The organism is Stenotrophomonas sp. 86156_Sma (genome assembly GCF_056481625.1).
Window position 1 is genome coordinate 923623 of sequence record NZ_CM151157.1, and the last position, 16660, is coordinate 940282.

Consider the following 16660-nt stretch of genomic DNA (forward strand, 5'->3'; position numbering starts at 1 on the left):
CATGTTGCATCGCAATAGCAAACTGGTTAAAAATTCGTGAACCGGAGCTGTCCCGCTCCGGCCGCTACGCCCGCTCCCCGCCTTCCACGCCACCGCCCCCACCGGAGACGCTCATGAAGCACGCCCGTGCCTGCCTCGCCATTGCCGCTGCCCTGACCCTGGCCGCCCCGTTCGCCGCCAGCGCCCAGGAAAACGAATCGCCGTACAGCTGGAACGTCACCGCTGTTTCCGATTACCTGTTCCGTGGTGTGTCGCAGACCGACGAGGATCCGACCCTGCAGGCCGGTTTCACCTACACCAGCCCGGTTGGCCTGTATGCCGGCGTGTGGGGTTCGGGCGTGGACTTCGGTGCAGGTGATCCGAAGACCGAGGTCGACTACCTGATCGGCTACGGCGTGGACGTCACCGAGCGCGTCAACGTCGACGTGCTGCTGAACCGCTACACCTACCTGAAGTCCAGCCACCAGAACTACAACGAGCTGATCACCACCACCACGCTGGATGACACCTACAAGCTGACGGTGGCCTACACCAACGATGTGTGGAACAGCAGCACCGATGGCTGGTACTTCGGCCTGGGTGGCAGCTGGGGCCTGCCGAAGGACTTCACCCTGAATGCCAATGTCGGCCGCAGCACGTTTGAAGACGGCATCGCCAAGGATTACACCGACTGGAATGTCGGCGTTGAGCGCCAGTTCGGGATGGCCAAGGTCGGCCTGGGCTACTACGGTACCGACGGCAACGGCCGCGACAACTCCGGCAAGCTGGCCCACAGCCGGGTGATGCTGAGCGTCGCGATCGGTAACTGATGCGCCTTCGCTGATGTCCACGAAAAAGGCGCCCAATGGGCGCCTTTTCAATTTCAGCCGCATGCCTTACCCCGGCTGGGGGAGAGCCCCCTTGTTGTTCAAGGGGGCGCGCCGACGGCGCGGGGATAAGGAAACCTGCGGGGGAATTGACCCGAAGGGTCAATTCCAGCTCAACACCACCTTGCCGGCCTTGCCTTCTTCCATCAGGTCGAAGCCCTTCTGGAAGTCGTCGATCGGCAGCTGGTGGGTCATCACCTTGCCGAGCGGGAAGCCGGACAGCACCAGCTGGGTCATCTTGTACCAGGTCTCGTACATCTTGCGGCCGTAGATGCCCTGCACGGTCAGGCCCTTGAAGATGATCTTGTCCCAGTCGCAGCCGGCGCCCTTGGGCATGATGCCGAGCATGGCGATCTTGCCGCCGTGGTACATGCAATCGAGCATGTCGTTGAACGCGCGCGGGTTGCCGCTCATTTCCAGGCCCACGTCGAAGCCCTCCATGTGCAGTTCCTTCATCACGTCCTTCAGCGACTGGTTGGCCACGTTGACCACGCGGGTGGCACCCATGTCGGCGGCCAGCTTCAGGCGGAAGTCGTTGACGTCGGTCACCACCACGTTGCGTGCACCGATGTGCTTGCAGATGCCGGCGGCGATGATGCCGATCGGGCCGGCACCGGTGATCAGCACGTCTTCACCGATCACGTTGAACTCCAGCGCGCAATGCGCGGCGTTGCCGTACGGATCGAAGAACGCGGCCAGCTCGGACGGAATCTGGTCCGGGATCGGCCACAGGTTGCTGGCCGGCATCACCATGTACTCGGCGAAGGCGCCGTTGACGTTGACGCCGATGCCGACGGTGTTCGGACACAGGTGCGGGCGGCCGCCACGGCAGTTGCGGCAGTGGCCGCAGACGATGTGGCCTTCGGCCGAGACGCGCTGGCCGATTTCATAGCCGGTCACGGCCGAGCCGAGTGCGGCGACGCGACCGACGAATTCGTGGCCGATGGTCAGGCCCGGCTTGATGGTGCGCTGGCTCCACTCGTCCCACAGGTAGATGTGCAGGTCGGTGCCGCAGATCGCGGTCTTCTCGAGCTTGATCAGGACCTCGTTCGGGCCCGGGGTCGGAACCGGAACTTCTTCCAGCCAGATGCCCTTGGCCGCTTCGCGCTTGACCAGGGCCTTCATCGTTTGCTGCGCCATCGGGGTGGAACTCATCAGGGGGAAAGCGCGGATTATAGGGTGCCGCGCGGATTTCCCATGTTGCGCTGCGGGTGCAGTGGCGGAACGAAAGGCGTGTGTTGGCGGGCGTTTCGAACGTGCTGCGAACAGCGGCGCCTCCCTGATCCGGGAAAGGGGGCGTGGTCACCCTGGCCAGGACACGCAAAAGCCCCTCCATGGTGCTCGATGGCGCCATCCATGGCGCCAACGGTCCCGTCCAGGGTGACCACGCCCCCTCTGGACGATTTCCGTGTGCGCGGCCGACGTGCGCGTGGCAGAGCAAGAAGCAGGCCCATGACTTCCGGGGTTCGGGCCGGGGCAGGGCGGCGGGCTACAATCGAAGGTTCCACTACCAGGGGCCGCTCCATGCGCTCGAACCTGCTTGCATTCTCCATCGTCGCCAGCCTCGGGCTGGCCCAGGTCGCCCATGCCGCTGAAGGCATGTGGGTGCCGCAGCAGCTGCCGGAAATCGCCGGCCCGCTGCAGAAGGCCGGCCTGAAGCTGTCCCCGGAACAGCTGGCCAACCTGACCGGCGACCCGATGGGCGCCGTCGTTGCCCTCGGCGGCTGCACCGCCAGCTTCGTCTCGCCGCAGGGCCTGGTGGTCACCAACCACCACTGTGCCTACGGCGCCATCCAGCTGAATTCGACCGCGCAGAAGAACCTGATCAAGGACGGCTTCAACGCGCCGACCCTGAAGGACGAACTGAGTGCCGGCCCGAACGCCCGCGTGTTCGTGCTCGACCAGATCACCGACGTCACCGCCCAGGCCAAGGCCGCCATTGCTGGCGCCGGCAACGATCCGCTGGCCCGCAGCCGCGCGCTGGACGCCTTCGACAAGGCCCAGGTCGCCGCCTGTGAAGCCGACGCCGGCTTCCGCTGCCGCCTGTACAGCTTCTCCGGCGGCAACACCTACCGCCTGTTCCGCAACATGGAAATCAAGGACGTGCGCCTGGTCTACGCGCCTCCGGGCAGCGTCGGCAAGTTCGGCGGCGACGTCGACAACTGGATGTGGCCGCGCCACACCGGCGACTTCTCGTTCTACCGCGCCTATGTGGGCAAGGACGGCAAGCCGGCCGCCTTCGCCGCCGACAACGTGCCGTACCAGCCCAAGCACTTCCTGAAGTTCGCCGACCAGCCGCTGGGCGCCGACGACTTCGTGATGGTGGCCGGCTACCCGGGCCGCACCAACCGCTATGCACTGGCCGGTGAGTTCAACGAAACCGCCAGCTTCACCTACCCGACCATCGCCAAGCACTACAACGCGGTGCTGAAGATGATCGCCGATGCCGGCAAGGCCGACGCCGACGTCAAAGTGAAGTACGCCGCCACCGCCGCCAGCATGAACAACGTGGCCAAGAACTACCTGGGCCAGCTGGAAGGCTTCAAGCGCATCGACGCCGCCGGCCAGAAGCAGGCAGAAGAAGCCGCCGTGCTGGCCTGGCTGAAGAAGCAGGGTGCTGCCGGCAAGCCGGCCCTGGCCGCCCACGCGCAGCTGCTCAAGCATCTGGATACCAGCAAGTCGACCCGCGAACGCGACCTGTTCGTCGGCCAGTTCAACAACACCTCGGCCGTTGGCGCAGCGATCACCCTGTACCGCCTGTCGATCGAGCGCAGCAAGCCGGATGCCGAGCGGGAAGCCGGTTACCAGGAACGCGACCTGACCACCATCGAAGGTGGCCTGAAGCAGATGGACCGTCGCTACGTAGCAAAGATGGACCAGCAGCTGCAGACCTACTGGCTGGACCAGTACGTGGCCCTGCCGGCCGCGCAGCGCGACAACGAAGTGCTGAACAAGTGGCTGGCCGGCAGCGATGCCGCTGCGGTCAAGTCGCTGGTGAACAAGCTGGGCGGCACCGAGCTGGGCAGCCTGGACAATCGCCTGAAGTGGTTCAAGGCCGACCGTGCCGCGTTTGAAGCCAGCAGCGATCCGGCCATCCAGTACGCCGTGGCCGTCATGCCGGCACTGCTGAAGCAGGAAGAGCAGAAGAAGATCCGCGAAGGCGAATCACTGACCGCCCGCCCGCTGTACCTGCAGGCCGTGGCCGACTACAAGAAGAGCCAGGGCGAGTTCGTCTATCCGGATGCCAACCTGTCGCTGCGCATCACCTTCGGCAACGTCATGGGCTATGGCAAGGACGGCGTGAAATACACCCCGTTCACCACCCTGGAAGGCGTGGCGGCGAAGGAAACCGGTGAAGATCCGTTCGATTCGCCGAAGGCGCTGCTCGATGCGGTCAAGGCCAAGCGTTACGGCGGCCTGGAAGACAAGCGCATTGGTTCAGTGCCGGTGAACTTCCTGTCCAACTTGGACATCACCGGCGGCAACTCCGGTTCGCCGGTGCTGGATGCCAACGGCAAGCTGGTCGGCCTGGCCTTCGATGGCAACTGGGAATCGGTCAGCTCCAACTGGGTGTTCGACCCGGTGATGACCCGCATGATCGCCGTCGACAGCCGCTACATGCAGTGGATCATGCAGGAAGTGGCGCCGGCGCCGCAGCTGCTGAAGGAACTGAACCTGGTCAAGTAAGGTTCGCGGTTCGGGGCGGTCCATCCACGCATGGCGTGGATCTACTGCCTGTACCGAGGGTAGTGCCGGCCGCTGGCCGGCAACCTCGACCAGATAGCCGGAGTTTCCGAAACCCCGCGACCCACGTCGCGGGGTTTTTTCATGCCCGGCCCGGCTGGGTGCGCCGAACAGGTATCATCCCTGTTCCGCGTACTTCACAGGATGTGAACGAAACGCGGAAACCTCCTCCCCCCAGGACCCCTTGCACGCATGCGCATCCTGCTTGCCCGCCACGGCGAAACGCCGTGGAACGCCGAAGGCCGCTACCAGGGCCAGATCGATATTCCGCTTTCGCCGATCGGTGAAGCCCAGGCCCAGGCACTGGGTGCCCGCCTGGCCTCGGTGGACATCACCCGTGCCGTCGCCTCGCCGCTGTCGCGCGCGCAGCGCACCGCGCAGCTGGCGCTTGGCGCCGCGCGTGCCGACATGCTGCTGACCGAGCCGGAGCTGCAGGAAATCGCCCACGGTGAGTGGGAAGGCCTGCTCGCCAGCGAGATCAACGAAAAGGATCCGTCGCGCCTGCAGGCCTGGCGCGAGGAGCCCGATACCGTGCTGATGCCCGGTGGCGAATCGCTGCGGCTGGTGCTGGAACGCAGCTGGCGTGGTCTGGCCCGTGCCACCGAAGGCCTCGGCGAGCACGACACCCTGCTGGTGGTTGCGCACGATGCGGTCAACCGCGTGATCCTGTGCAAGGTGCTGGGCCTGCCGATTTCCCGCCTGTGGACCTTCCGCCAGGCGCCGACCACGCTCAACCTGCTCGAAGGCGCCGACCTGGACAGCCTGGAAGTGGTGCGCCTGAACGACTGCGCCCACCACACGCCGTTCTTCGGCGAAGCCAAGCACCGCGCACTCTGACCCGCCACACCGAACCACCTGTACCTGCTGGAAGCACTGCCGTGACGAACACCCCGACCACCCTGGCCGATTGGCTGGATTACATTGAACGCCAGCACCCGGCGACCATCGACATGGGCCTGGAACGCGTGCGCGCTGTGGCCACGGCGATGGGTCTTGGCGCGCCGGCCGGGCGCACCATCGTGGTCGGTGGCACCAACGGCAAAGGCTCCACCGTGGCGTTCATCGAGGCCATCGGCCGTGCTGCCGGTTGGAAGGTGGGTGCCTACACCTCGCCGCATCTGCTGCGCTACAACGAACGTGTGCGCATCGATGGCCAGGATGTCGACGATGCGGCACTGGTTGCTGCGTTCAATGCCGTCGAAGCGGCACGCGGCGACACCACGCTGACCTATTTCGAGTACGGCACGCTCGCTGCTTTGCAGCTGTTCGCCGACGCCGGGCTGGACCTGGCGGTGCTGGAAGTGGGCCTGGGCGGCCGCCTGGATGCGGTCAACATCGTCGACGCCGACGTGGCGGTGATCACCACCGTGGACATCGACCATGCCGAGTGGCTGGGCGAGGACCGCGAAGCGATCGGCGCCGAGAAGGCCGGCATCATCCGCGGCTGGAAGCCGGTGATCCTGGGCGAGACCGATCCGCCGTCCAGCGTGCTGGCGCGTGCCTATCTGGTCGGTGCCAACGCGATCCGCGGCGGCAGCGATTACTTCTACGAGCCGATCGACGCCCAGCGCTGGCGCTGGCGCGACGTCGGCCTGCGCATGGAGCTGCCGACCCCGGCGCTGTCCGGCCCGATCCAGCTGGCCAATGCCGGTGCTGCCATCGCCGCCCTGCGCGCGCTGGACAAGCCGGTGCCGCGTGCGGCGTGGGCCGCGGGTATCGCAGCAGCGCGAATCTCCGGCCGCATGCAGGCATTCGAGCGCGACGGCGTGCAGATCCGCGTGGACGTGGGCCACAACCCACAGGCGGCGGGCCAGCTGGCGCGTGCGCTGAAGGCCGAAGTGTCAGCCGGCCGCACCCTGGCGGTGTACGCCGCGTTGCAGGACAAGGACGCGGCGGGTGTGGTGCAGGCCCTGCAGGACGTGGTGGGCGAGTGGACCCTGGCCGGGCTGGACGGTCCGCGTGGGCAGAGCGCCCAGCAGCTGCAGGCACGCCTGAGCGGTACGGTGGCGGCCAAGGCACCGCTGGCCGATAGCGTCGAACAGGCGCTGGCGCAGGTGCTGGCCCAGGTTGAGCGGGGTGACCGGGTGTTGGTGTTCGGCTCCTTCCATACCGCCGCTGCGGCCCTGCAGTGGCTGCAGGGCGACGCCTGATCCGCGTTCAGCCAACGCCGACGCCGGCCGGTCCGGCACCCGTATAATCGACGGCAATCTCCGGACAGTTGCCTGCCTCACGTGGATACGCCTCTGAAACAGCGTCTGATTGGTGCCATCGTGCTGGTGGCACTGGCCGTGATTTTCCTGCCGATGCTGGTCAAGGGACCCGCACCCGACAGCGGTGTCGCCAATGTGCCGATCGCCGCGCCGGATGCGCCGGCCGATGGTCAGTTCGAAACCCGTGAGCTGCCGCTGGTCGCCCCGGCCGGTGGTGCCACCGGCCTGCAGACCGGGCAGGCCAAGCCGCTGCAGGAGGCTGCCACGCCGGCTACGCCGCCGACCGTGGACACCTCGCCGTCAGTCGCCGCCGGCAACTATGCGGTCACCTTCGGTGCCTACGGCAGCAAGGCCGACGCCGATGCGGTGATCGCCTACCTGAAGCGCTCGCAGCTGCCGGGCTTCGCCGAAACGGCCACCATCAACGGCCGCCAGGCATGGCGCGTGCGCGTTGGACCTTACGCCGACCGTGCCCAGGCCGAAGCGGCCCGCCTGCAGGCGGTGAAGATCCGTGCGGATGTGAAGGCCGAAGTGATCACCCTGGACGCGGCGGCCGGCAGCAGTGCCCCGGTTGCGGCCACCCCGGCACCGGCTGCGCCGAGCGCCAGCACCCCGTCCGCAGCTGTTGCGCCCTCGGCCAGCGGCAACCCGGTCCGCAGCGAAAGCCTGCCGCCGAGCACGCCAACGGCGACCGCGCCGCCGGCCGCCAAGCCGGAACCGCCGAAGCCGGCGCCGAAGCCCGAACCGAAGCCGGAGGCCACCGCCAGCAAGCCGGCGACGGCGCCGACCACACCGGCAGCACCGGCTGCCAGCGGCGTCGGCTTTGCCGTGCAGCTGGGCGCGTTCGGTCAGGCCAACGATGCCAATGCCCTGCGCGACAAGGTTCGTGCCGCTGGTTTCAGCGCTTTCGTCGAGCAGGTGCGCACGGACAAGGGCACCCTGCATCGCGTCCGCGTCGGGCCGGTGGCCAACCGCGCTGACGCCGAGCAGCTGAAGGCGCAGGTCGCCGCCAAGGTCGGCGTGGCCGGCATGGTCCGACCGCACCCATGACCCACGCGCAGCCCCGTTGCCAGCGCCGCCGAAGGAGCGGGGCGCCATGATCGACGTGGTGCTGCTGATCGTGATCGCCGCCTCGACCCTGCTGGGGATGCTGCGCGGCTTCGTGGGAATCGTCATCGGCACCCTGTCGTGGCTGCTGGCCGCGTGGGCGGCCTTCGCCTTCGGTAATGACGCGGCCCACTGGTGGGCCGCGCCGGCGGCCCCCGGTGGCGAACACTTCGTCGGTGGCTACCTGGGGGTCGGCATCGGCGTGATGATCGTGGTCGCGGTGATCGGCATGGTCATCAAGGCCCTGGTCCACCGCAGCATGCTGACCAGCCTGGACCGCCTGCTGGGCGGGGTGCTGGGCGCGGTGCGAGGCGGCCTGATCGCAGCGGTCCTGCTGCTGCTGGGCAGCTTCACCCCGCTGACCGCCGAACCCTCCTGGCAGCGCTCGGCGGTGCGTCCGTTGCTGAACCCGACCGTGGCCTGGATGAACAGCAAACTGCCGCACTGGGAGGTTCCCGGGGCCGATCTGCTGCCCAAGGCCTTGCCGACCGACGCGCTGTCCCCATCTGCATTGATGGAGTTGGGCAAGAACGCAGGCGCCGGGTTGGGAAAGCCGGGCGCGGCAGGCGATAATGGCATCCTCAACCAGGTAGTGGCAGGCAGCGGATGGCTGCGGCCTGCGAAAGCGGAACAGGGCGATTCCTACGATCCGGCCGAAGTGCGCCCGGACGCTCCTGCACTGCCGGACAGTATCGAGCCGGGCGATCCGGCCAACGTCGACCGCGCGCGCGGCGACCACCGCGGCCAGGTACGGCCACCTTCCTTGTAACTGGGCACAGCCCAGCGGAGACCTCGCACCATGTGTGGCATCGTCGGAATCGTCGGCAACCAGAACGTCGCCGGGCAGTTGTATGACGGCTTGACCGTTCTCCAGCACCGTGGCCAGGATGCGGCGGGCATCGCCACCGCCAGCGGCAGCCGCCTGCGCGTGCAGAAGGCCACCGGCCTGGTCCGCGATGTGTTCGATGCCCGCACCATGTCCACCCTGGAAGGCAGCGTCGGCATCGCCCATGTGCGCTACCCGACCGCCGGTTCGGAAGGCATGGACGAGGCACAGCCGTTCTACGTCAATTCGCCGTACGGCATCGCGCTGGCCCACAACGGCAACCTGATCAACACCGAAGCGCTGCGCCAGCAGGTGTTCGAGCAGGACCGCCGCAACGTCAACACCGATTCGGACAGCGAAGTGCTGCTGAACGTATTTGCCTATGAACTGGAGCAGCAGCGCCAGCTCAGCCCGGAAGCCGCGATCCGCGCGGTGGCCGGCGTGCACCGCCGCTGCAAGGGCGGCTATGCGGTGGTCAGCGTGGTGCTGGGCCTGGGCCTGGTCGCCTTCCGCGACCCGCATGGGATCCGGCCGCTGGTACTGGGCAAGCGCAGCCACGCCGAAGGTGACGAGTACATCGTCGCCTCCGAGTCGGCCGCGCTGGACGTGCTGGGCTTCCAGCGCGTGCGCGACGTGCAGCCGGGCGAAGCGCTGGTGATCACCGCGCGTGGCGAGCTGTTCTCGGAAATCTGCGCCGAGCCGGCCGAGCACACCCCGTGCATCTTCGAATACGTGTACTTCGCGCGCCCGGATTCGATGATCGACAACGTCTCGGTGCACAAGGCGCGCATGCGCATGGGCATCAAGCTGGGCGAGAAGATCCTGCGCCTGCGCCCGGACCACGACATCGACACCATCATCCCGATCCCGGATACCTCGCGCGATGCCGCGCTGGAGATCTCCAACGTGCTCGGGGTGAAGTACCGCGAAGGCTTCATCAAGAACCGCTACATCGGCCGCACCTTCATCATGCCGGGCCAGGGCGAACGCGTGAAGTCGGTGCGCCGCAAGCTCAACCCGATCCACTTGGAGTTCCGCAACCGCGTGGTGCTGCTGGTGGACGACTCGATCGTGCGCGGCACCACCAGCCAGCAGATCGTGCAGATGGCCCGTGATGCGGGCGCGCGCAAGGTCTACCTGGCCAGCGCGGCACCGCCGGTGCGCTACCCGAACATCTACGGCATCGACATGCCGGCGGCCGAAGAGCTGGTCGCGCACAACCGCACCGTGGAAGAGATCGAAGCCCACCTGGGCTGCGACTGGCTGATCTACCAGGACCTGGAAGACATGGAAGCGGCGGTGAGCGAGGGCAACCCGGCGCTGCGCAACTTCGATTCGTCCTGCTTCAACGGCCACTACCCGACGGGTATCGAGCCGGGCTACTTCGAGCGCATCCAGCAGCTGCGTTCGGACGACGCCAAGCACAAGCGCCGCGCCTGAGGTCCAGGCGTGGTCGATGTACCCGACGTTGGTGGCGACCTGCTGCGCGCTGCGCAGCAGTGCCTGGCCGAAGCCGACCCGCTGCGCAAGGTGGCGCTGACCCAGGCCTATGCCGCCGCGTTCCGTGCTGGCCGCCTGAAGGTGGCGGCCGATGCACCGCCGCCGGAGCCGATCCGCATGCCCGGCCGGCCGCCGCAGCTGGTGCTGGTGCATCCGCGTGAAGTGCCGCGGCGTGGACTGGGCGGTGTGGAAGGGCGTGCCGCCTTCATCCACGCCATCGCCCATATCGAACTCAACGCGATCGACCTGGCCTGGGATGCGGTATACCGCTTCCGTGGCCTGCCGCCGGCGTTCCATGCCGACTGGGTCAGCTGTGCCGACGACGAATCGCGGCACTTCATGCTGCTGCGCGAACGCCTGCAGGTGCATGGCCACGACTATGCCGATTTCCCAGCGCACAACGGCCTGTGGGAAATGTGCGAAAAGACCGCCCATGACGGCCTGGCACGCATGGCACTGGTGCCGCGCGTGCTGGAAGCGCGCGGCCTGGACGTAACGCCTGGCATGATCGGGAAGCTGCGCAATGTCGGCGATGGCGAAACCGCCGATGTGCTGGAAGTGATCCTGCGCGAGGAAGTGGCGCACGTCGCTGCCGGTTCGCGCTGGTACCGCTGGTACTGCGACCGCGCCGCTGTCGAGCCGCGTGCGCGCTTCAAGGAACTGCTGGTGGAGTACGCCGGCGGCTACCTGCATGGGCCATTCAACATCGAAGCGCGCCTGCTGGCCGGGTTCGATGCGGATGAGTTGGCCAACCTGGTTGAACAGGCCGGTTGAAGAAAAGGGGACGGAGGGGATTAAGTCGTTTGTGGCACAAACGACTTAATCCCCTCCGTCCCTTTTTTCATGCGTTCGGCAACACCACGCGCTTGCCATCCACCGTTGGCCGGTTGATGTAGAACAGGCCGGGACCCGGCCGGTACGGCAGTTCGCTGACGCCGGCATCGGCGGCGTAGGTCAGTGCGGTGTCGCCCAGTGCATCGAAGTTCCAGTGCGCCGACTGCATCAGGTAACGCCGTCGCAGCAGCGCCTCCTGTGTCTGCGTCAGCGGCTGTCCGGCAACCAGTCGGCGTGCGATCGGCTGCAGGGCGGACGGCAGCTCCCAGCCGGGAACTCCAGCGGCATTGGCGGTCCATTGCACGCCAGCATCGATGGCCTGCTGCTGCATCACCTGCAGTGCGATCAGCTGGTAACGCCAGTCGATGCGCCGACGCAGCACCACCGCGGCGGTCACATACAGCACCGGCGACAACAGCACGCTGCGGCTGCCGGCGCGACGCTGCTGCTGCCACTGGTGCCAGACATCCACCCAGATCTCCTTTTCACCCACGCCCAGCTGCTGCCGCCAGCGTTCGGCGTCGGCCTGCGTTTCGGCGTAGGCCGTGGTGGCCTGCAGCAACGCCAGTGGAGGGACCTGGTAGTCGGAAACCGGTGGGCGACGCAGCTGCTGCCGGCGTGGACGGCTGAGCAGCTTGGGCCCTTCTTCCAGCTGGTTGTAGCCACCGCCGATGTTGGCGTGCACGCCGGGCAGGGCGATCTCGGTGAACGTTGGCGCGACGCTGGTCAATGGATAGTGTTGGCGATGCTCGTCACGCGCGGCCAGTTGCACGACGTGTGCCGCGATGCCACTGCGCAGGGCGAGCTGCGGGTGTTCATCGGCGCGGCCACCATTGACTGCAACCACGGTGTCGAACAGTCCGATGAAGCGCAGCACCGGCGTGACGGCGGCGAAGTCCGCAGTGCAGGGCAGGCCGGCGCCCTGCAGCAGCTGGCGCCAGCGCGCGCTGTCCCAGGCCTGCAGCTGGTTTGAGATATCACGTACCGCGGCAGCACCGCGCGAATAGCCGAACAGATCCAGCTGCACGCCATGCAGCGGTCGCTGCCAGCGCGCGGACAGCTCGGCCAGTGCCGCCGGCAGCAGCACCTGCAGCGCGCGCTGCACTTTCGCGCGAACGCCACTGGCACCGATGCCGAAGGCCAGTCCGATCAGATCATCATCGGCATCATCGCGGGTCCCCACGCCCTCGACATAGATCGACAGCGAAGGCGCGGCCATCGCATCGCGGCGGCTGTCCGGATACAGCTGCTGCAGGCGCGCGATGTTGGTCAGGCCGTTGTCGTAGCTGCTGGTCAGCCGGCTCTGGTAGGTCGAATCATCATCCGCGCGCAGCTGCGCCGGGCGTGGCTGCGGAACCTGTGGGCGACCGCGTGCCAGGTTGTGTGCGTTGTTGCGGGTGCCATCGAAGAACAGGCCGATCCGCAGCAAGCCGACATCTTCGTCCGTGTCCTGCGATGGTGCCATGTGCATTCCCCGTCGTGGCTGCGTCACGGTAGCGCGAAAGCGGTGTATTGGCGAAGTGTAGTGACGCTTTTGACCTTACTTAACGCAGATGCGGTCGATCACAGTTCCTGATTTTCATTCCCATCTTCTATTGAATTCACACGACCCGCGCAGGCCAGATGGCCAGACCCGGTAGACCCGGGCGTGCTGCATCAACGCTGTTCACATCATTCAAGGAGCGACGCAATGTTGTCCAGATCGATTGGCAAAGCGGCAGGTGGCCTGGTGTTGGGTTTGTCGGTGGCAGCGGCCGCGCATGCGGCACCGTTGTTCGAGCCGGTGACGGTCATCAGCCGCGCATCGGCAAACAGTGAGCCCGCGCTGGGCAAGCTGCTGGCCACCCCGTCCACCGCGACGGTACAGGAAGTGCGTGTCGACGCTGCTGCCACTGCGCAGCCGCAGCTGGAGTTCGAACTGCTTGGCCAGCGCGTGCAGGCGGTACGCAGCAAGGTTGAAGCCCTGCCCGATGGCGGCAGCATCTGGTACGGCCAGTTCCGCTCACCTTCGGACAAGCTCACCGCCGCTACCTCCAATGGCCAGGACGATCCGGGCAATTCGCTGATCCTGGTGCGTTCGGGCAACACCATCACCGGTTCGATCCGCAAGGACGGCAAGCTGTATCGCCTGCGCCCGCTGGGCAACCGCCATGTGCTGGTGGAAGTGGATGAATCGCGGATGCCGGCCGACCATCCGGCCGACTACAACCAGCTGCCGAAGATCCCGATGGGCGACAACGATCGCATCGGCATCGCGCAGGCCTCGTCCGGCACGCCGGCCACCATCCGCGTGCTGGTGGTGGCGACCAATGCCGCCGTCGCCGCCTATGGCGGCAACATGCAGTCGCTGGTGCAGCTGGCGGTGGCCGAATCCAACCAGGGCTACGTCAACAGCAACGTGGGCATCACCCTGCAGCTGGCCGGCTATGAAACCACCAGCTACACCGAATCCGGCAACTTCACTACCGACCTGACCCGCTTCCGCAACACCAGCGACGGCTACATGGACAGCATCCACACCAGCCGCAACAACACTGCGGCCGATGTCGGCGTGCTGCTGATCAACAACACGAGCTACTGCGGGTTGGCCTCGGGCATCGGTTCGACGGCATCGACGGCGTTCGCGGCGGTGTACTGGGATTGCGCGACCGGCTACTACTCGTTCGCGCACGAGATCGGCCACCTGCAGAGTGCACGGCACGATATCGCCAGTGATCCCAGTACGTCGCCCTACGCCTATGGGCACGGTTATCGCTACGAGCCGTCCTCCGGTTCGCGCTGGCGCACGATCATGGCTTATGACTGCTCGGCCGGCTGCCCGCGCCTGAACTACTGGTCCAACCCGAACATCAACTACAACGGCATCCCGATGGGCAATGCCAGCACCGCCGACAACCAGCGCGTGCTGGTCAATACCAAGGCCACCATCGCGGCCTTCCGCTGAGGCCAAACGCCGACCGAGGTCGGCGTCTACCCGGGTGCGTTCACCTGCCCTGGTAGATGCCAACCTTGGTTGGCACCCCGCGATCCATCATTCGCGCGGCAGGGTATCCAGCGTCCAGCCGCTGGCATCCACGCGCAGCACCGAACCCTGTTCGTACCAGTCACCCAGCACGATGCGGGTGCAGGCACGGCCACCGGCCTGCAGGCTGTGCACCGCCGGGCGGTGGGTGTGGCCATGGATCATGGTATCCACGCCATGGCGCACGAAGGTGGCATCGACTTCGGCCGGCGCCACATCGGTGACGGACTCGAACTGCGCACGATCATCCTGCTTCATTTCCGACTGGCGGGCCTGGCTGGCGTCGCGCGCTTTCTGCGCGAAGGCGATGCGTGCGGCCAGCGGCTGCGACAGGAACTGGGCCTGGAACACCGGATCGCGCGTCTGTGCGCGGAACTGCTGGTAGGGAATGTCGTCGGTACACAGCAGGTCACCGTGCTGCAGCAGTACCGGACGGCCGTACAGCTCGATCACGCAGGGGTCGGGCAGGATGCGCAGGCCGGCACGGCGCGCGTAGTCCTCACCGAGCAGGAAATCACGGTTGCCGCGGATGAAATACACCGGCACACCGCTGTCGGACAGTACCTTCAGCGCATCGGCCACCGCATCGGCAGCGGGCGAGGGCGTGTCGTCGCCGATCCAGGCTTCGAACAGGTCGCCGAGGATGTACAGCGCATCGGCGCCGGGCGCCTGCTCGCGCAGGAAGCGCAGGAACAGGTCGGTGATCTCCGGACGGCTGGGGTCCAGGTGCAGGTCGGAAATGAACAACGTGGTCATGCAGGTATTCTAGGGCATCCACCGCCGGGCATGGCCCGGCGCTACCGAAGGGATCTGACCCCGGGGGCTACACCGGCAGCGGCAACCAGGCCAGGCTGGCCGATGCCAGCAGGATGGCAATGCCGGTGGCGGCCAGTACATCGGACGGGTAGTGCAGGCCAAGCACCACCCGCGACAGCGCGACGCCGAAGGTGAACGGCACCAGTAGCGGCGCCAGCCACGGGTAGTAGGCCAGCGCGACGATGGTGAACGACACCGCGTGCAGGGTGTGCCCGGAGGGGAAGCTGAACTCGTCCAGCGGCGCCACCCAGGCGCGGATGCGCAGATCGGCCGCATACGGGCGGGGACGCCGGGTCCAGCGCTTGAGGCTTTTGTAGAGCAGCAGTGCGGCCAGGCCGGTGGCGGCCATGTGCACCGATGCACGCAGTCCGTCGAAGCCGTCCAGCGCCACCAGCGCGCCCATCAGCACGTACCAGAACACGCCATCGCCGAGCCGGCTGATGACCGAGAACAGGCGACGCACGCGGCGACGCCGGCAGTAGTGGTTGGCCCGGCGGCAGAGCCGCGCCTCGCGGCCAGCCAGCAGCTCAAGCGGCGTGGTGCGCATGGCCGCTCCTCCGCGACTGGGCCAGCTCGGCCAGCAGGGCATCGAATTCGGCAACCACCTGCTGTGGATGCAGGCGCTTCATCGCACGCGCGGCGCTGCTGCCGAATTCGCGGCGCCGTGCATCATCGGCGGCCAGCTGCACCGCTGCCTCGATGAACTGCTCATCGTTTTCCACGGCCGCACCGTTCTCGCCATCACGCAGGTATTCGCGGGCCGCACCGTAGTCGAAAGCGACGGTGGCCAGGCCGCTGGCCATGCTTTCCAGGGTCACGTTGCCAAAGGTCTCGCTGCGGCTGGGGAACAGGAACAGGTCACCGCTGGCGAAATGCCGTGCCAGGGCTTCGCCGCGCTGGATGCCGCAGAAAATGAAATCGGGGTTTTCATGTGCCAGTTTTTCGCGGGCCGGACCATCACCCACCCAGACGAAGCGGGCTTTGGGCCGGATCTGCTGCAGGCGGCGGAAGGCTTTCACCGCCAGGCCAAGGTTTTTTTCCGCAGCGATGCGGCCGACATGGATCGCGACCAGGCCGTTGCCGTCCACGCCCCATTCCTCGCGCAGCGCCGGGTCGCGCCGGCCCGGATCGAACTGCTGGCTGTCGACCGCGCGTGCCAGCAGGCGCACGCGTTCGAAGCCCTGTTCACCGAGGAACTGCTGCAGCTCGCGGGTGGGCACCAGGGTTGCATCGGCCTGGTTGTGGAACCGGCGCATCCAGCGCATCGCGGCAGCCTGCAGCCAGGCCACGCCGTAGTCGGGCAGGTACTCGTCGAAGCGGGTATGGAAACCACTGGCGACCGGAATGCCAAGGCGGCGCGCGGTGCGCAGCGCCGACCAGCCCAGCGGGCCTTCGGTGGCGATGTAGACCGCATCGGGACGCTGCTGCTGCCAGTGGCGGTTGAGCCGGATCGGTGCAGGCAGGCCGAAGCGCAGGCCGGGGTAGCGCGGCAGTGCGGCGCCCGGCACCAGCAGCGTGCCCGGTGCCGAGTCCAGTGCTTCGCTGGTCTGGCGTGGCCGGATCAGGTCGATGTCATGGCCGGAATTGCGCAGTCCCTGCTCCAGGCCCTGCACGGTGAGGGCAACGCCGTTCACTTCCGGCGGGTAGGTCTCGGTGACGATGGCATAGCGCATGGCGGGCCTCCGGGTTTCCGGCATGCTCGGGCCTGGCGATGTAGCCGATATGACCGCTTTGC

14 protein-coding genes are annotated in these 16660 nt (G+C 66.9%); 9 read left to right on the plus strand and 5 right to left on the minus strand.

Going from position 1 to position 16660, the window contains the following annotated elements; all coding sequences use genetic code 11:
- Nucleotides 1–113 precede the first annotated feature (113 nt).
- The gene (locus tag ACZK33_RS04200; protein WP_032129063.1) at nt 114–809 is read left to right on the plus strand and encodes a TorF family putative porin; all 696 of its coding nucleotides are present in this window, start codon (nt 114–116) and stop codon (nt 807–809) included.
- A gap of 159 nt (nt 810–968) precedes the next feature.
- Here ACZK33_RS04200 and tdh read toward each other — a convergent pair whose 3' ends face one another.
- Nucleotides 969–1991 carry an L-threonine 3-dehydrogenase gene (tdh, locus tag ACZK33_RS04205; protein ID WP_010483949.1) on the minus strand — a complete coding sequence of 341 codons (1023 nt, stop codon included), beginning with the start codon at nt 1989–1991 and terminating at the stop codon, nt 969–971.
- Between the two features lie 399 nt (nt 1992–2390).
- Here tdh and ACZK33_RS04210 point away from each other — a divergent pair, with 399 nt between their 5' ends.
- The 7 genes from ACZK33_RS04210 to ACZK33_RS04240 all read left to right on the plus strand — a co-directional run bounded on the left by ACZK33_RS04210 (nt 2391) and on the right by ACZK33_RS04240 (nt 11027).
- On the plus strand, nt 2391–4553 hold the full coding sequence (locus ACZK33_RS04210; protein ID WP_049400929.1) for a S46 family peptidase: 2163 nt from the start codon (nt 2391–2393) through the stop codon (nt 4551–4553).
- A 249-nt stretch (nt 4554–4802) separates the two neighbouring features.
- The gene (locus ACZK33_RS04215) at nt 4803–5447 is read left to right on the plus strand and encodes a histidine phosphatase family protein (protein WP_010483945.1); all 645 of its coding nucleotides are present in this window, start codon (nt 4803–4805) and stop codon (nt 5445–5447) included.
- A 41-nt stretch (nt 5448–5488) separates the two neighbouring features.
- Nucleotides 5489–6760 (plus strand): bifunctional tetrahydrofolate synthase/dihydrofolate synthase, encoded by a 1272-nt coding sequence (folC, locus tag ACZK33_RS04220; protein ID WP_423174377.1) that lies wholly within the window; start codon nt 5489–5491, stop codon nt 6758–6760.
- Nucleotides 6761–6841: 81 nt separating this feature from the next.
- Nucleotides 6842–7870, plus strand: a complete 1029-nt coding sequence (locus ACZK33_RS04225; protein ID WP_423174376.1) for an SPOR domain-containing protein — start codon at nt 6842–6844, stop codon at nt 7868–7870.
- Between the two features lie 46 nt (nt 7871–7916).
- Nucleotides 7917–8696 (plus strand): CvpA family protein, encoded by a 780-nt coding sequence (locus tag ACZK33_RS04230; RefSeq protein ID WP_049400926.1) that lies wholly within the window; start codon nt 7917–7919, stop codon nt 8694–8696.
- A gap of 30 nt (nt 8697–8726) precedes the next feature.
- Nucleotides 8727–10193: an amidophosphoribosyltransferase gene (gene purF / locus ACZK33_RS04235; RefSeq protein ID WP_032129068.1), complete on the plus strand. Its 1467-nt coding sequence runs from the start codon at nt 8727–8729 to the stop codon at nt 10191–10193.
- A gap of 9 nt (nt 10194–10202) precedes the next feature.
- The gene (locus ACZK33_RS04240) at nt 10203–11027 is read left to right on the plus strand and encodes a ferritin-like domain-containing protein (protein WP_032129069.1); all 825 of its coding nucleotides are present in this window, start codon (nt 10203–10205) and stop codon (nt 11025–11027) included.
- A 67-nt stretch (nt 11028–11094) separates the two neighbouring features.
- On the opposite strand, the gene ACZK33_RS04245 is transcribed toward ACZK33_RS04240, so the two are convergent.
- A complete protein-coding gene (locus ACZK33_RS04245; RefSeq protein ID WP_423174375.1) occupies nt 11095–12552 on the minus strand; it encodes a DUF2235 domain-containing protein in 1458 nt (485 codons plus the stop codon).
- Between the two features lie 225 nt (nt 12553–12777).
- On the opposite strand from ACZK33_RS04245, the gene ACZK33_RS04250 reads away from it, so the two are divergent.
- On the plus strand, nt 12778–14031 hold the full coding sequence (locus ACZK33_RS04250; RefSeq protein ID WP_423174374.1) for a zinc-dependent metalloprotease: 1254 nt from the start codon (nt 12778–12780) through the stop codon (nt 14029–14031).
- A gap of 87 nt (nt 14032–14118) precedes the next feature.
- On the opposite strand, the gene lpxH is transcribed toward ACZK33_RS04250, so the two are convergent.
- The 3 genes from lpxH to ACZK33_RS04265 all read right to left on the minus strand — a co-directional run bounded on the left by lpxH (nt 14119) and on the right by ACZK33_RS04265 (nt 16598).
- Nucleotides 14119–14865 carry a UDP-2,3-diacylglucosamine diphosphatase gene (gene lpxH / locus ACZK33_RS04255; protein WP_110711202.1) on the minus strand — a complete coding sequence of 249 codons (747 nt, stop codon included), beginning with the start codon at nt 14863–14865 and terminating at the stop codon, nt 14119–14121.
- A 67-nt stretch (nt 14866–14932) separates the two neighbouring features.
- The gene (locus ACZK33_RS04260; protein ID WP_049422612.1) at nt 14933–15472 is read right to left on the minus strand and encodes a phosphatase PAP2 family protein; all 540 of its coding nucleotides are present in this window, start codon (nt 15470–15472) and stop codon (nt 14933–14935) included.
- Nucleotides 15453–16598 (minus strand): glycosyltransferase family 4 protein, encoded by a 1146-nt coding sequence (locus ACZK33_RS04265; RefSeq protein ID WP_032129074.1) that lies wholly within the window; start codon nt 16596–16598, stop codon nt 15453–15455. The genes ACZK33_RS04260 and ACZK33_RS04265 overlap by 20 nt, the downstream gene beginning before the upstream one ends.
- Nucleotides 16599–16660 lie beyond the last annotated feature (62 nt).